The sequence below is a fragment of the Lysobacter sp. P5_B12 genome (assembly GCF_056400425.1).
In genome coordinates this window covers 216,723-230,504 of sequence record NZ_JBFULG010000003.1, presented here as the reverse complement: position 1 = coordinate 230,504, position 13,782 = coordinate 216,723, and the positions used below count along the sequence as shown (strand labels likewise).

The window sequence follows — 13,782 nt, the reverse complement described above, 5'->3', positions numbered from 1 at the left end:
ACCACCCGCCCAGAAGGGCCCGCCATGAATCTGACCCGCAGCACCCTTGCCCTCGCGCTGCTCGGCGCCATCGGTTGTTTCGCCGCCCCGGCCGCGAAGGCCCAAGTCGCCATCGACGTGATCGGCGACTCCGAAGTGACCTTCGAAGGCCTCGTCCAGGCCGACCTGTACTGGTATGACGCCGACTTCGCGCTGCTCAACGCCGACGGCCCCGACGGCCGCGACGGCGACTACGAAATGCGCCGCGCCGAGCTCGTGCTGAAAGGCAAGGGCCCGGGCAACTTCGAGTGGGTCATGGGCTACGACGCCAAGGCCGACAAGTGGCTCGACGTCAACGCCAGGTACAAGTTCGGCGGCAACCCGAACCACTTCGTGCAGCTCGGCCAGTACAAGCAGCTGATGTCGCTGGAAGAGCTGTCCTCGACGAAGAACAACGACTTCATCGCCAAGGCCTCGATCACCAACACCTTCGGCGTGGCGCGTCGCCTCGGCGGCATGTACCAGTACGGCGACAACAACTGGGCGCTGCAGGCCAGCATGTTCACCCGCGAACTGACCGAGCATCCCTCGCCGACGCCGCACGGCCCGGGTTGGGGCGTCCGCGGTTACTGGGCGCCGATCAACGGCAACGGCAACATCCTCCACCTCGGCGCTTCGTGGAACGAATACGACACCTTCGGCGACACCGCCCGTTGGCGCGCGCGTCCGCTAGCCGACCTGTCGAACCGCATCATCGACACGTCCGACATGAAGAACACCGACCGCAACAAGACCTTCGGCTTCGAATCGTTCTGGGCGCACGGCCCGTTCAAGGTCCAGGGCGAGTACATGAAGACGGAAACCGATCGCTACGGTCTCGGCCCGAATGCCGATACCTACTCGGCCGACGGTGCGTACATCTCCGGTCTCTGGAACATCACGGGTGAGTCGTTCGGTTACAAGAACGGCGTGCCGACCACCCCGCTGCCGAACAATCCGGCCGGCGGCATGTGGCAGGTGGGCCTGCGTTACGACACGATCGATCTGAACGACGGCGCGGTGGTCCCGGGTTCCACCCCGACTTCGAGCCCGAAGGTCGTCGGCGCGCTCGGCGGCGAGATGGATTCGTGGACGCTCGGGGTGAACTGGTACTGGCGTTCGAACTTCAAGTTCATGCTGGACTATGTGATCGTCGATAGCTCGAAGTACATCGGCACGACGTCGGCGACGTATGCCGAGGATGCGATCAACAACAATCGCGTGTTCAACCGGGTCGTGGACGACAAGCCGAACATCCTGGAAGCGCGCATCCAGTTCTACTGGTAATTCGACTCCCCACGGGTCAACGGAAGGCGCGGCCGGTTGGTCGCGCCTTTTCTTTTGGCCTTTTGAAAGCGCTCCACCCTCCGCTTTCGCGCATCACCTTTCGAGCGTTGGCTCTCGCTCGGGGCCTTCCGCCCGGGCATTCACTTGCCGGTGCGAAGCAAGCTTCGCACTGCCCCGATCGTTGCCGCTCTGAATGGCGGACGCCATGTCACACCGTTGTCATATCCCCAACATCCGAGTGTCACGCAACGGTTATGGAATGCACGCATCCGGGCGACGTCGCTCGTGCATATCCCTCCAGGAGACACTCGTGTCCTACTTCGCTCCGCTCCGCACCACCGCACTGTCGCTGGCAATCGTCCTGGCCGGCGGCTTTGCCGCGTCCGCCCACGCCGCCGACGTCACGGGCGCGGGCGCGTCCTTCGTCTATCCCATCATGTCGAAGTGGTCGGCCGATTACGCCGCCGCTACGCAGAAGAAAGTGAACTATCAGTCGATCGGTTCGGGCGGCGGTATCGCCCAGATCAAGGCCGGCACGGTGGACTTCGGTTCGTCGGATGCGCCGCTGAAGCCGGAAGAACTCGCGAAGTTCGGGCTGGCGCAGTTTCCCTCGGTGATCGGCGGCGTGGTGCCGGTGATCAACGTGCCGGGCGTCGCCGCCGGTGCGATGAAGCTCGACGGTCCGCTGCTGGCCGACATCTTCCTCGGCAAGGTCACGATGTGGAACGATCCGCGCATCGTCGAAATCAACGGCGGCCTGAAGTTGCCGGCGAAGAAGATCACGATCGTGCATCGCTCCGATGGTTCGGGTACGACGTTCAACTTCGTCAACTATCTGTCCAAGGTCAGCCCGGAGTGGAAGACCAAGGTCGGTGAAGGCACGGCCGTGAAGTGGCCGGGCGGCATCGGCGGCAAGGGCAATGAAGGCGTCGCTGCTTACGTCAAGCAGATCAACGGCGGCATCGGTTATGTCGAGATGTCCTACGCGCTGCAGAACAAGATGACCTACTCGCGCATGAAGAACGCCGCGGGCAACTTCATCAACCCGAGCAACGACAGCTTCCAGGCCGCCGCGGCGAGCGCCGACTGGGCGAACGCGAAGGACTTCTATCTGGTGATGACCAACGCCCCGGGCGCGCAGTCCTGGCCGATCACCGCGACCAACTTCATCCTGATGTACAAGCAGCCGAAGAACGCGGCCGGTGCGAAGAACGCGAAGGAATTCTTCGAGTGGGCCTACAGCAACGGGGATGCGTCGGCGACGAAGCTCGACTACGTGCCGCTGCCGGACGACCTGGTGAAGCAGATCGAAGCGTACTGGTCGCAGAACCTGAAGTACTGAAAAAGGCTCCGGCCCTCCTCCGGACCTCCAAGAACGCGGGCGCAATGCCCGCGTTCTTTTTGCCCGGCACCCTGTCATCCGCGTGTCACGGAACTGCCACACGCTACCGACCATGAATTCCATCGCCCTGCCCGTTGATCTTTCCGACGCGCGTTCCTCCCGCGACGTCCGCAACGACCGCACCTTTGCCTGGATCGTCGGCACGGCCGGCGTGTTCGTGCTCGTCTCGCTCATCGCGGCCGCCTTCTCGATGTTCTGGGGCGGCCGGCTGGCCTTCCAGACCTTCGGCCTGAAGTTCCTGTGGACCGACGTCTGGGACCCGGTGAACCAGACCTTCGGCGCGCTCGTGCCCATCTACGGCACGCTCGTCACCGCCTTCGTCGCCATGCTCATCGCCGTGCCGGTGAGCTTCGGCATCGCGATGTTCCTCACCGAGATCGCGCCCAAATGGTTGCGCGGCCCCGTGGGCGCGGCGATCGAACTGCTCGCCGGCATCCCCTCGATCATCTACGGCATGTGGGGCCTGTTCGTCCTGGTGCCGGTGTTCTCCGAGCACGTGTATCCGTGGGTCGACGAACACATGGGCACGCTGCCGCTGGTCGGCCGCTTCTTCTCCGGCCCGCCGCTGGGCCTGGGCATGGGAACCGCGGGCCTGGTGCTCGCGATCATGGTCATCCCCTTCATTGCTTCGGTCATGCGCGAGGTGTTCCTCACCGTGCCGGGCCGCCTGAAGGAATCGGCGTACGCGCTCGGATCCACGCGCTGGGAAGTGGTGTGGGACGTGGTGCTGCCCTACACGCGCTCGGCGGTCATCGGCGGCATCTTCCTCGGCCTGGGCCGCGCGCTCGGCGAAACGATGGCGGTCACCTTCGTGCTCGGCAACGCGCATGAGCTCACCGCATCGCTGCTGATGCCCGGCAACTCGATCGCCGCGACCATCGCCAACGAATTCGCCGAAGCCGATTCGGAGATGTATCGCAGCTCGCTGATCGCGCTGGGCTTCGTGCTGTTCCTGGTCACCTTCACCGTGCTGACCATCGCGCGCCTGATGCTCCGCCAGCTGTCGCGCAAGGAAGGCAACTGATGGCCAGCATGGAAACCCTCTACAAGTTCCGCCGCGCGAAGAACCTCACCGCGCAGGTGCTCGCCACGGCCGCGACGATCTTCGGTCTGTTCTGGTTGGCATGGATCGTGTGGACGACGCTGACCAACGGCATCGCCGCACTCGACCTGGATCTTTTCACCAAGATGACGCCGCCGCCCGGCGACGACGGCGGCCTGCTCAACGCGATCTTCGGCAGCGTGGCGATGAGCCTGCTCGGCGTGCTGTTCGGTGCGCCGATCGGCGTGCTCGCCGGCACCTACCTCGCCGAGTTCGCACGCACGCGCTTCACCGCGCGCCTGGGCGAAACGATCCGCTTCATCAACGACATCCTTCTGTCGGCGCCGTCGATCGTGCTCGGCCTGTTCGTGTACACGCTCGTCGTCGCGCCGATGGGGCACTTCTCGGCGCTGGCCGGTGCGATCGCGCTCGCCTTCATCGTGCTGCCGGTCGTGGTGCGCACCACCGATGAAATGCTGCGCCTGGTACCCGCGCAGATGCGCGAGGCCGCGCTCTCGCTCGGCGTGCCGCAGTGGAAGGTGACCGTGCAGGTGCTCTATCGCGCCTCGCTGCCGGGTATCGTCACCGGCATCCTGCTCGCGCTGGCCCGCATCTCCGGCGAAACCGCGCCCCTGCTGTTCACCGCACTCAACAACCAGTATTGGACCACCGACCTGTCACAGCCGATGGCTAACGTACCGGTGGTGATCTTCCAATACGCCATGAGCCCCTACGAGGCCTGGCACACGCTCGCCTGGGCCGGCGCGTTCGTGCTGACCGCCTTCGTGTTGCTCGTTTCCCTGGCCGCCCGCGCGATCGTCTCCCGCTCGCGCATGGTCCACGACTGATCCTTCCCTCTATGACGCTCTTCCAGCGGACCCCGGACATGAACGACGCACGCATCGCCGTCGCCACCCCGCAACGCGACAACACATTGGCGACCGTCTCGCCGATCAAGCTCGCCGCGCGCGGTTTGGACTTCCACTACGACAAGTTCCACGCGGTGAAGAACATCCACCTCGAGGTCCCCGAGCATCGCGTGACCGCGCTGATCGGGCCGTCGGGCTGCGGCAAGTCCACGCTGCTGCGCATCTTCAACCGCATCTACGCGCTGTACCCCAAGCAATACGCCTCGGGCGAAGTGCTGCTGGACGGGCAGAACGTGCTCGACCCGAAGTACCCGCTCAACCGACTGCGCAGCAAGGTCGGCATGGTGTTCCAGAAGCCCGTGCCGTTCCCGATGACGATCTACGAGAACGTCGCCTACGGCATCCGCCACCACGAGCGCCTGTCGAAGTCCGACATGGACGCGCGCGTCGAAGAAGCCCTGCGCCAGGCCGCGTTGTGGGACGAGGTGAAGGACAAGCTGAAGCAGAGCGCGCTGGGCCTGTCCGGCGGCCAACAGCAGCGCCTGTGCATCGCGCGCGCCGTGGCCCTGCGCCCCGACGTGTTGCTGCTCGACGAGCCCACTTCCGCGCTCGACCCGATTTCCACCAGCCGCATCGAACAGCTGGTGGAAGAACTCAAGCAGCGCTACACGATCCTCATCGTCACCCACAACATGCAGCAGGCTGCGCGCGTTTCGGACTACACGGCCTTCATGTACCTGGGCGACCTGATCGAACACGACACGACGGAAGTCATTTTCTCCAACCCCTCGAAGCAACAGACCGAGGACTACATCACGGGGCGTTTCGGATGAACCAGGTCCACGACCACATCGTCAAGAGCTACGACGAAGAACAACGCCGCCTGCTCGACGAAATCGTGCGCATGGGCACGATGGCCGCGGCGCAGCTGGAAGCCGCGCTCGACGTGGTGGAACGCCGCGACGACAAGGCCGCCGAACGCATCGTCGCCAACGACGAAGCGATCGACGCCATCGAGCGCGAGATCGACCACGGCGTGATGAAGCTCGCGCTGCGTGGCCCGATGGCGCGCGACCTGCGCACGATCCTGGCCGCGTTGAAGGTGTCTTCCGACATCGAACGCATCGGCGACTATGCCGCCAACGTCGCCAAGCGTTCGTGCGCGCTGAACCTCTCGCCGCCGCTGCCGCATACGCGCGGTCTGGATGCCCTCGGCCGCCTGGCGCTGGAACAGGTGCGCGATGTCATCGTCGCCTACCGCGACAGCGACGCCGAAGCCGCCCAGCGCGTCCGCAATCGCGACGCGGAACTGGACACGCAGTACACCGGCCTGTTCCGCGAACTGCTGACCTACATGATGGAAGACGCGCGCGCGATCACCCCGTGCACGCACTTGCTGTTCATGGCGAAGAACCTGGAACGCATCGGCGACCACGCGACCAACATCGCCGAGAACATCTGGTTCCTGGTGCATGGCGAAGAACCCTTGCCGCCGCGGGAAAAGCGCGACGCGACCAATAGCTGACCATGACCTGTGGCAGGGGCCGCATCCGCGCCCCTGCCCCCTGCGTATCTCCCCCGAGCTCAGGCATCATTGCCCGCCTGCTCGCCCCTGCGGCCAAGCCGCGTCATGGAGATGCGTATGTCCAGCAAGATCAAATCCCCCCTGGCCCTGAGTGCCGCGCTCGCAGGTGGACTGGTGCTGACCGGTTCGGCGTTCGCGATGCAGCCCTTGTCGACGGGCTACATGGCATCGGACTCGGCCGTGGCCGAAGGCTCGTGCGGCGCCGACCACAAGGCCGCCGAAGCGAAGAAAACCGCCGACACCGGCATGAAGGCCGAAGAAGGCAAGTGCGGCGTGGCGAAGATGGACAGCGACAAGGACGGCAAGGTGTCGAAGGCCGAGTTCGCCGCCGCGCACGACAACGACGACAGCAAGTTCGCCTCGCACGACACCAACAGCGACGGCTTCATCACCGCCGAGGAAATGGAAGCCCACATGGGCGGCTCCGGCGGCGCGGGCAAGATGATGGAAGAAGGCAAGTGCGGCGAAGGGAAGTGCGGCGCCAGCGCGTGATCGCGTGATGGCATTGCCTGCCGCATCTGCGGGACTCGGCCTGCGGCGCGCTCTCATGGGCGCGCTGCAGGACGCTTCGATGGGTGCGTTCGATTTCCTCGAATGCGCGCCGGAAAACTGGATCGGCGTGGGCGGGCGATTGGGCGACCGGTTCGCGACGCTCGCAGCGCGGCATCCGATCACGTGCCATGGGTTGTCGCTGTCGTTGGGTGGGCCTGCGCCGCTCGATGACGGATTTGTCGATCGCATCGGCGCGTTTCTCGACGGCCGCGGCATCTCGCATTACAGCGAACACCTGAGCTACTGCAGCGACGACGGCCAGTTGTACGACTTGATGCCGATCCCCTTCACCGACGCGGCCGTGCGCCACGTGTCCGACCGCATCCGCCGCGTGCAGGATCGCCTAAGGCGCCGCATCGCGATCGAGAACGTCAGCTACTACGCAGCGCCGCAGCGCGCGCTCGACGAAGCCGACTTCGTCAACGCCGTCCTCGACGACGCCGATTGCGATCTGCTGCTCGACGTCAACAACGTCTACGTCAACGCGATCAACCACGGCTACGACGCGCGCGCCTTCCTGGCCGCGATGCCGACGGCGCGCGTCACGCAGTACCACATCGCCGGGCATTACGACGAAGCCGACGACCTGAAGATCGACACGCACGGCGCGCCGGTGAAGGACGATGTGTGGGCGTTGCTGGACCACGCGTACGCCTTGCACGGCGTGCGGCCGACGCTGCTGGAACGCGACTTCAACTTCCCGGCATTCGACGTCTTGCTCGCGGAAGTCGAACGGATTCGCGAAATCCAGCGTCGCCATGTCTGACACATTGCGACAACAGCAATTGGCGTTCGCGGCGCACGTGCGCGATCCCGCGAACAACCCCGCGCCCGACGGCATCGAAGACCGGCGCATGGCGATTTACCGGGATCTGTTCTTCAACAGCCTCCAGAGTTTGCTGGCGTCCAACTTCCCCGTGATCCGCAAGACACTGGGCGACGACGCCTGGCGCGCACTCGTTCGCGCGTTCTACGCAACCCATCGCGCGCAAACACCGCTGTTCACCGAAGTCGGCAACGAATTCGTCGAATGGTTGTCGCCGCGCGATGGCTGGCTCCCCGAACTCGCCCACTACGAATACGCGGAACTGGCGCTGTCGATCTCCGACGCACCGATTCCGCCGCACGACCCGAGCGGCAACCTTCTCGACGCCATCCCCGTCGCCTCCCCGCACGCGTGGCCCCTCGCCTACACCTGGCCCGTCCATCGCATCGGCCCCGACTTCCAACCCGATGCACCGCCGGCGGAACCCACCCTCCTCCTGCTCCATCGCGACCCCGCAGGCGACGTCCACTTCTCCACCCTGTCGCCCGTCACTTTCGCCCTGCTCGCATCGATCGAAACCAACACGACCGAAAGCGGCCGCAACCTCCTGCAAACCCTCGCCACGCAAGCCCAGGCTCCCGACCCGGCCGCTTTCCTGCAAGACGGCGAAGCCACCCTCCGCGACCTCCATACCCAAGGCGTGCTGCTGGGAACCGTGCCGCGCTGCTAGGCTGTCGCGATGACGCAGTCCGACACCCCGCCCGCCACCGAACCCGGCAGCGAGGCCCCCGCCTTCCGCCGCATGTCCGACCGCTTCCGCGGCTACCTGCCCGTGGTCGTCGACGTCGAAACCGGCGGCTTCGACTGGCAGAAACACGCCCTGCTCGAAATGGCCGTCATCCCGATCGACCTCGACGCCCAGGGCCGCTACATCCCCGGCGAAGTCGCGAGCTCCCACTTCATCCCGGCCCCCGGCCTGGCGATCGACCCCAAGTCGCTCGAAATCACCGGCATCGTCCTCGACCACCCCTTCCGCTTCGCCAAACACGAAAAAGAAGGCCTCGACCACGTCTTCGCCGCCGTGCGCGCCGCCGTGCGCAAACACAACTGCCAGCGCGCGATTCTCGTCGGCCACAACGCCCACTTCGACCTCAACTTCCTCAACGCCGCAGTGGCCCGCGTGCAACACAAGCGGAACCCCTTCCACCCCTTCAGCGTGTTCGACACGGTGACACTGGGTGGCGTGGCCTTCGGGCAAACGGTGCTCGCGCGCGCGGTGCAGGCCGCCGGAATGGAATGGAACGGCGAGGAAGCGCACTCGGCGGTGTACGACGCGGAGAAGACAGCGGCGTTGTTCTGCAGCGTGGCGAACAAGTGGGGGATCGGCATGGGGAGCCGCGACGATGGAACGACAGCTCACGTCAGCTGAGAAAGGCTTGATCCGTGCGCTGATCGAACGCGCACAAGGATTTGAAATTCCCTTCGAATGGTTGGACCAAGTGAAGGTCGAACCGATGGAGGACGGCGGGATGGGCAGCCTGCGTTTCCTGCCCGCGTCGCCCGGGCAAATGTTCGGCAAGGAAGTCGCTGAAGTGCTCTTTGATGACGCCGACGGCGTGGTGGTCAGTGCCACATTGAACGTGGACAGATCCGGCGTCCTATTCGAGCTCGATGTCTGGAAGGTCGATCAAAGCCCGCTCATTCGCATCCCGAATCGCTTCTAGCCGACTTCGCGGAACTTACCGGCTAAAGAACCACACGAGCCAAACGACGAGCATCCCGACCAACCCAGTGATCTCCGTCGCGAAATAGGCGCGGATCAACAAGCGGTCAGCGGGCTCGAAACGCCACGACTCCCACAGCAAGCGCATGGGAAGAGAGCCCCCGTAGAAAAGCCTTGGCGGCCTCCCTGCCTCTTCGAACCGGCCGGTCCGATGCAGCCACGAGATCACCCGATTGCGCAGCACCATCGAGGCCAGCACAAACCCGGCAATGACGTAGAGCGCGACTTCCAGCGCTGGACTCAGCCCCTTCACCTGTCCGCCGCGCTCGCACGCGCCCGCAAACTCCGCGACCGCCACAACCCATACGCACTCACCAACACCCACGTACTCTCGAGCACGAACACCGAGATGTTGAACGACCCCATCAACGACACGAGGATGCCCAGCGCGCCGAACAGATTGAGCAACTGATACGTCGCCCCATCCCCGCGCATCTTGCCCATCTGCTGCGCCGCGAACGCCGCGAGGATCATCAGCGTCCCCGCGAACCCGACCACGTCGTACCAGGCGAAATTCACAGCCGCTGCCTCACTGCTTCGAACAATGCGACGCCCGTGGCGACCGACACATTGAGACTCTCGAACTCGCCCGGCATCGGAATGCGCACCAACTGATCGCAATGCTCGCGCGTCAACCGGCGCAGGCCATCGGCCTCGCCACCGAGCACCAACGCGACATTGCCCTTCATGTCGATCGAATACAGCGACGCCTCGGCCTCGCCCGCCAACCCGTAGATCCACACACCCTGCTGCTGCAGATCGCGCAGGCACCGCGCGAGATTGGTCACGCGCACGACCGGAATACTGTCCGCCGCACCCGCCGACGTCTTGCGCACCGTCGCGTTGACCTGCACCGCCTTGTCCTTCGGAATCACCACCGCAGTCACCGCCGCAGCGGCCGCACTGCGCAGACACGCGCCGAGATTGTGGGGATCCTGCACCCCGTCGAGCACCAACACGAGCGCCTTCCCCGCCGCGGCCTCGACCAACCCCTCCAACTCATCCTCGCCCCAGGTCTTGGCCGCCGCATACCGCGCGACCGCCCCCTGGTGCCGCAAGCCACCGGCGACCCCGTCGAGCGCGTTCTGCGCCACCCGCCGCACCTCGATCCCGAGCCGCCGGGCCTGGGTTTCGATCTCGGTGATGCGCGGGTTCTTGGCATTGGCCTCGAGGAGGACCTCCCGCACGTTCTCGCCGTCGTGCTCGACGGCCGAAGCGACGGCATTGATGCCGGCGATCCATTGGGATTGTTTGTTCATGGGGCCTATTGTGCCGCAGAGCTCCCACACGGGTCTCCACATGGCCAAAACCTCGCCAGCGACGAGCCGGGGACAAAGCCGTCGAGAAGGCGGGCTATCGCCGAGCTCAGCGCAAGAAGAAACCCGCCGTCGCGAACGAGCAATGATGGAAGTCTGTTGATTCGTCGGACGCGCAACGCGTTCGCGTCTGATTTCTTGCGCTGCCATTGGTCGGCAACATTCGGCACGGAGCTAGAAACTCCTCTTGATGACGTCCAATGCAGTGCGCTCCTCCTGCGTCGGGAGGGGCCGGAATACAAGACCTCGCAAGAGGAAATACGTCCGCCGACATCAAGCGGTTTTCTACCTCCCGACACCTTGCGTCGCATTTGCGACGCAAGTCCTTCCAGTCCAGGAGGTTGCCATGTCCAAAGATCTTCACGACCCTCGCACCAGCACCGCAGTCCTCGCCATCCCTGAGCCCGCGCACTTCTCGCTCGTGCAGATCGCCTACTTCGTCCGCTTGATGGCGCACCTGACCGAACCCGGCACCAACGCCAGCAACTACGACGCGATCCTGCGCCCGAATTCCCTGGGCTGGTACTTCTCCAACCTGTCGAAGGAACTCGACGCAATCATCGACGCCACCTACCTCGCCGGCGAAGGCCCAAAGTCGCGACCAAACAAGCCGGCAACCCGCATCCGCCGCAAACTCAATTGATGCAGCGCCCCGCGCTTTCGCATCCCGAAACCGATCAGCTACCTGCAAAGCTGCGCTTTGCAGCCCCCAATGCCCGCTCGGGCGAAAGCCCCCTGATCGAAGCGACCCGCAAGGTGATGCCCCAGCGTGGGGAGTTTCAGATTTTTTTCCCAAAAAAATCTGGAACTTCACACGTTCGGGCGGCGCACTGATCGGTTTCGAGCGGGCTTTCCTCCGCGCACCAACTTGGCAGGAATTGACAGTTCATTGGCGCACGACACGCAGGTCGGGCAGGCAAATTGAAGGCCCCTCCTAGGTGCCGCCCCCATGTCCCGCCTCAACTTCCTCCGCACCACCGCCCTCGCCCTGGCCGTCGCCACCCTCCCGGCCCACGCCGACGAACACTTCGCCCCCTACACCCCGCAACACGGCCACACCAAACCCGTAGTCGCCGTCATCGGCCACAACGCCGGCACCGAACTGACCGACTTCGTCATCCCCTACGCCGTCCTCCAACGCTCCGGCGCAGTCGAGACCTACGCAGTCGCCACACAACCCGGCGCAATGACAATGCGCCCCGCCCTCCACCTCCAACCCGACCTCGACACCAACACCTTCGACACCCGCTACCCCGAAGGCGCCGACTACGTCATCGTCCCCGCCGTCGTCCATCGCGACGACCCCGCCCTCCTCGCCTGGATCAACCAACAGAATGCGAAGGGCGCCACCATCGTCAGCATCTGCGACGGCGCCCTTGTCGTCGCCGCCACGGGCCTGCTGAAAGGCCACCGCGCGACGGCCCATTGGGCGACCGAGTCCTACCGCCGGAAGACCTACCCGGAAGTGACGTGGGTCTCGAACACCCGCTACATCGTCGATGGCCGCCTCGCCTCGAGCGCAGGCATCAGCGCCGCGATCCCCGCATCGCTCGCCCTGCTCGAATCCATCGCCGGCCACGACAAAGCCCTGGCCGTCGCCGCGCAATTCGGCGTCACGTCCTGGACCACGCAACACAACAGCGACACCTTCAAACCCCACATGGGCAACCTCGTCGCCCTCGCAAAAACCAACGCGACCAACAAGTGGTTCCACTCCAACGAAAAACTCGGCCTGCCGCTGCAGGACGGCATGGACGACATCGCGGTGGCACTGACCGCCGACGCCTGGTCGCGCACCGGGCGCAGCCAGGCGTATGGCATCTCCCCCACGCAGAAGGTGCGCAGCCGCTCCGGCCTCGTCTGGCTCTCCGACAGCGCGCGCCCAACCGACATGCAACACGCCATCGCCGCCGTGACGGCCAGCGCAGGCGTGCCACTCTTCGACGCCGTCCTGGCTGCCATCGAAGGCCGCTACGGCCGTTCGACTGCACAGGGCGTTGCGATCGACTTTGAGTACCCTTGGGCGCCGGCGGCCGAATGAGCGCTGCCCGGGAGAGTGCAATGTCGAACGCCGCGCGCGTGGTGGCCGTCACCACCTACGACCACATGAACCTGCTGGACCTGAGTGGACCGCTGCAGGCGCTCGCGACGGCCAATCGGCTCGTCAGGCCGGATCAGCGCTACGACGTGCACGTCGTGTCGGTGCACGGTGGGCCGATCACGACAGGCTGCGGATTGCAGGTGATGTCAGATCCCGTGGATTCGCTCGATGCGATTCGCGTCGATACATTGATCGTGCCCGGCGGCTGCGCAGGCTCACGCTTCGAAGCGCCGTCTGCATTAGCCAAGTGGGTCGGCGAAACCGCGTCCTCCGTGCGCCGCGTCGCCTCGGTCTGCACCGGCGCATTCGTCCTCGCCGAAGCCGGCCTCCTCGCCGGCCGCCGCGCCGCCACGCATTGGCATTGGGCGGACCAACTCGGCGAACGCTTCCCCGCGATCGACGTCGACGCCGACCGCATCTTCGTCAAGGACGGCGCGATCTGGACCTCGGCCGGCGTGAGCGCAGGCATCGACCTCACGCTCGCCTTGATCGAAGAAGACCACGGACATCGCATCGCCATCGAAACCGCGCGCGAACTCGTCGTCTTCGTAAAGCGCGCCGGCGGCCAATCCCAATTCAGCGTGCCGCTGAAGGCGCAGACCAGCAAGGACGCACGCTTCGCCGACCTGCACGCATGGATGGCCGCCAACCTGCGCGGCGACCTGCAGGTGGAACTGCTCGCCGAACGCATGGGCATGAGCCCGCGCACCTTCGCGCGCACCTACGCGGCGAACGTCGGGCGCACGCCGGCGAAGACGGTGGATGCGATGCGCCTGGAAGCGGCGTGCCGATCCCTGGAGGAGACGGCATTACCGTTGAAGGCCGTTGCGGCGCAGGCAGGTTATATCGACGAGCAGGCGCTTCGTCGTGCATTCCAGCGGCAACTCGGCGTCGGGCCCACGGATTACCGTGCGCGCTTCTCGCAGCATGCGTTGGCGGGCGACGTGGCCTGACGCTTCCCGAAAACGATCGGCTACCTGCAAAGCTCGCTTTGCAGCCCCCAGTGAACGCTCGGGCGAAAGCCCACTGATCGAAGCGACCCGCAAGGTGATGCCCCAGCG

Annotated in this window: 18 protein-coding genes; 15 read left to right on the top strand and 3 right to left on the bottom strand. The window is 65.1% G+C overall.

The features are described 5' to 3' along the window. The first annotated feature begins 24 nt into the window (after positions 1-24). From AC1DOM_RS07200 to AC1DOM_RS07150, 11 genes are all read left to right on the top strand, one after another. Entirely contained in the window at positions 25-1,305 is a 1,281-nt protein-coding gene (locus AC1DOM_RS07200; protein ID WP_498961710.1) for an OprO/OprP family phosphate-selective porin, read from the top strand. 205 nt (positions 1,306-1,510) lie between these two features. Continuing rightward, a complete protein-coding gene (pstS, locus tag AC1DOM_RS07195; RefSeq protein ID WP_498961708.1) occupies positions 1,511-2,647 on the top strand; it encodes a phosphate ABC transporter substrate-binding protein PstS in 1,137 nt (378 codons plus the stop codon). A 112-nt stretch (positions 2,648-2,759) separates the two neighbouring features. Next, on the top strand, positions 2,760-3,731 hold the full coding sequence (pstC, locus tag AC1DOM_RS07190) for a phosphate ABC transporter permease subunit PstC (RefSeq protein WP_498961706.1): 972 nt from the start codon (positions 2,760-2,762) through the stop codon (positions 3,729-3,731). After that, on the top strand, positions 3,731-4,597 hold the full coding sequence (pstA, locus tag AC1DOM_RS07185) for a phosphate ABC transporter permease PstA (RefSeq protein WP_498961704.1): 867 nt from the start codon (positions 3,731-3,733) through the stop codon (positions 4,595-4,597). Before pstC ends, pstA begins: the two co-directional genes overlap by 1 nt. A 38-nt stretch (positions 4,598-4,635) precedes the next feature. Further along, positions 4,636-5,451, top strand: coding sequence for a phosphate ABC transporter ATP-binding protein PstB (pstB, locus tag AC1DOM_RS07180; RefSeq protein ID WP_498961702.1), 816 nt, complete (start codon positions 4,636-4,638; stop codon positions 5,449-5,451). Then, the gene (phoU, locus tag AC1DOM_RS07175) at positions 5,448-6,143 is read left to right on the top strand and encodes a phosphate signaling complex protein PhoU (protein WP_498961700.1); all 696 of its coding nucleotides are present in this window, start codon (positions 5,448-5,450) and stop codon (positions 6,141-6,143) included. Before pstB ends, phoU begins: the two co-directional genes overlap by 4 nt. A 117-nt stretch (positions 6,144-6,260) precedes the next feature. Then, positions 6,261-6,695 (top strand): EF-hand domain-containing protein, encoded by a 435-nt coding sequence (locus tag AC1DOM_RS07170; RefSeq protein ID WP_498961698.1) that lies wholly within the window; start codon positions 6,261-6,263, stop codon positions 6,693-6,695. A 7-nt stretch (positions 6,696-6,702) separates the two neighbouring features. Further along, positions 6,703-7,521, top strand: coding sequence for an HvfB family MNIO-type RiPP peptide maturase (locus AC1DOM_RS07165; RefSeq protein ID WP_498961696.1), 819 nt, complete (start codon positions 6,703-6,705; stop codon positions 7,519-7,521). Next, positions 7,514-8,251, top strand: coding sequence for an HvfC family RiPP maturation protein (locus AC1DOM_RS07160; RefSeq protein ID WP_498961694.1), 738 nt, complete (start codon positions 7,514-7,516; stop codon positions 8,249-8,251). Before AC1DOM_RS07165 ends, AC1DOM_RS07160 begins: the two co-directional genes overlap by 8 nt. 72 nt (positions 8,252-8,323) lie before the next feature. Continuing rightward, on the top strand, positions 8,324-8,950 hold the full coding sequence (rnt, locus tag AC1DOM_RS07155; protein WP_498961943.1) for a ribonuclease T: 627 nt from the start codon (positions 8,324-8,326) through the stop codon (positions 8,948-8,950). Beyond that, positions 8,925-9,245 (top strand): DUF6984 family protein, encoded by a 321-nt coding sequence (locus AC1DOM_RS07150; protein ID WP_498961692.1) that lies wholly within the window; start codon positions 8,925-8,927, stop codon positions 9,243-9,245. Before rnt ends, AC1DOM_RS07150 begins: the two co-directional genes overlap by 26 nt. 15 nt (positions 9,246-9,260) lie before the next feature. On the opposite strand, the gene AC1DOM_RS07145 is transcribed toward AC1DOM_RS07150, so the two are convergent. From AC1DOM_RS07145 to rlmB, 3 genes are read right to left on the bottom strand one after another with little or no spacing between them, the layout of a single operon-like run. Then, positions 9,261-9,557 carry a hypothetical protein gene (locus AC1DOM_RS07145; protein WP_498961690.1) on the bottom strand — a complete coding sequence of 99 codons (297 nt, stop codon included), beginning with the start codon at positions 9,555-9,557 and terminating at the stop codon, positions 9,261-9,263. Further along, positions 9,554-9,823: a CBU_0592 family membrane protein gene (locus AC1DOM_RS07140; RefSeq protein ID WP_498961688.1), complete on the bottom strand. Its 270-nt coding sequence runs from the start codon at positions 9,821-9,823 to the stop codon at positions 9,554-9,556. The genes AC1DOM_RS07145 and AC1DOM_RS07140 overlap by 4 nt, the downstream gene beginning before the upstream one ends. Continuing rightward, on the bottom strand, positions 9,820-10,563 hold the full coding sequence (gene rlmB, locus AC1DOM_RS07135) for a 23S rRNA (guanosine(2251)-2'-O)-methyltransferase RlmB (protein ID WP_498961686.1): 744 nt from the start codon (positions 10,561-10,563) through the stop codon (positions 9,820-9,822). Before rlmB ends, AC1DOM_RS07140 begins: the two co-directional genes overlap by 4 nt. 403 nt (positions 10,564-10,966) lie before the next feature. On the opposite strand from rlmB, the gene AC1DOM_RS07130 reads away from it, so the two are divergent. The 4 genes from AC1DOM_RS07130 to AC1DOM_RS07115 all read left to right on the top strand — a co-directional run bounded on the left by AC1DOM_RS07130 (position 10,967) and on the right by AC1DOM_RS07115 (position 13,674). Further along, positions 10,967-11,263 (top strand): XAC0095 family protein, encoded by a 297-nt coding sequence (locus AC1DOM_RS07130; RefSeq protein ID WP_498961684.1) that lies wholly within the window; start codon positions 10,967-10,969, stop codon positions 11,261-11,263. Continuing rightward, on the top strand, positions 11,263-11,454 hold the full coding sequence (locus AC1DOM_RS07125; protein WP_498961682.1) for a hypothetical protein: 192 nt from the start codon (positions 11,263-11,265) through the stop codon (positions 11,452-11,454). The genes AC1DOM_RS07130 and AC1DOM_RS07125 overlap by 1 nt, the downstream gene beginning before the upstream one ends. A 115-nt stretch (positions 11,455-11,569) precedes the next feature. Continuing rightward, on the top strand, positions 11,570-12,661 hold the full coding sequence (locus AC1DOM_RS07120) for a DJ-1/PfpI family protein (protein WP_498961680.1): 1,092 nt from the start codon (positions 11,570-11,572) through the stop codon (positions 12,659-12,661). A 20-nt stretch (positions 12,662-12,681) separates the two neighbouring features. Beyond that, positions 12,682-13,674: a GlxA family transcriptional regulator gene (locus AC1DOM_RS07115; RefSeq protein ID WP_498961678.1), complete on the top strand. Its 993-nt coding sequence runs from the start codon at positions 12,682-12,684 to the stop codon at positions 13,672-13,674. The last annotated feature ends 108 nt before the right edge of the window (positions 13,675-13,782 follow it).

What these genes read in the sequence shown, in the direction of transcription:
- AC1DOM_RS07200 (WP_498961710.1), top strand. Translation starts at nt 25, where the DNA reads ATGAATCTGACCCGCAGCACCCTTGCCCTCGCGCTGCTCGGCGCCATC.
- pstS (WP_498961708.1), top strand. Translation starts at nt 1,511, where the DNA reads ATGTCACACCGTTGTCATATCCCCAACATCCGAGTGTCACGCAACGGT.
- pstC (WP_498961706.1), top strand. Translation starts at nt 2,760, where the DNA reads ATGAATTCCATCGCCCTGCCCGTTGATCTTTCCGACGCGCGTTCCTCC.
- pstA (WP_498961704.1), top strand. Translation starts at nt 3,731, where the DNA reads ATGGCCAGCATGGAAACCCTCTACAAGTTCCGCCGCGCGAAGAACCTC.
- pstB (WP_498961702.1), top strand. Translation starts at nt 4,636, where the DNA reads ATGAACGACGCACGCATCGCCGTCGCCACCCCGCAACGCGACAACACA.
- phoU (WP_498961700.1), top strand. Translation starts at nt 5,448, where the DNA reads ATGAACCAGGTCCACGACCACATCGTCAAGAGCTACGACGAAGAACAA.
- AC1DOM_RS07170 (WP_498961698.1), top strand. Translation starts at nt 6,261, where the DNA reads ATGTCCAGCAAGATCAAATCCCCCCTGGCCCTGAGTGCCGCGCTCGCA.
- AC1DOM_RS07165 (WP_498961696.1), top strand. Translation starts at nt 6,703, where the DNA reads ATGGCATTGCCTGCCGCATCTGCGGGACTCGGCCTGCGGCGCGCTCTC.
- AC1DOM_RS07160 (WP_498961694.1), top strand. Translation starts at nt 7,514, where the DNA reads ATGTCTGACACATTGCGACAACAGCAATTGGCGTTCGCGGCGCACGTG.
- rnt (WP_498961943.1), top strand. Translation starts at nt 8,324, where the DNA reads ATGTCCGACCGCTTCCGCGGCTACCTGCCCGTGGTCGTCGACGTCGAA.
- AC1DOM_RS07150 (WP_498961692.1), top strand. Translation starts at nt 8,925, where the DNA reads ATGGAACGACAGCTCACGTCAGCTGAGAAAGGCTTGATCCGTGCGCTG.
- rlmB (WP_498961686.1), bottom strand. Translation starts at nt 10,563, where the DNA reads ATGAACAAACAATCCCAATGGATCGCCGGCATCAATGCCGTCGCTTCG.
- AC1DOM_RS07130 (WP_498961684.1), top strand. Translation starts at nt 10,967, where the DNA reads ATGTCCAAAGATCTTCACGACCCTCGCACCAGCACCGCAGTCCTCGCC.
- AC1DOM_RS07125 (WP_498961682.1), top strand. Translation starts at nt 11,263, where the DNA reads ATGCAGCGCCCCGCGCTTTCGCATCCCGAAACCGATCAGCTACCTGCA.
- AC1DOM_RS07120 (WP_498961680.1), top strand. Translation starts at nt 11,570, where the DNA reads ATGTCCCGCCTCAACTTCCTCCGCACCACCGCCCTCGCCCTGGCCGTC.
- AC1DOM_RS07115 (WP_498961678.1), top strand. Translation starts at nt 12,682, where the DNA reads ATGTCGAACGCCGCGCGCGTGGTGGCCGTCACCACCTACGACCACATG.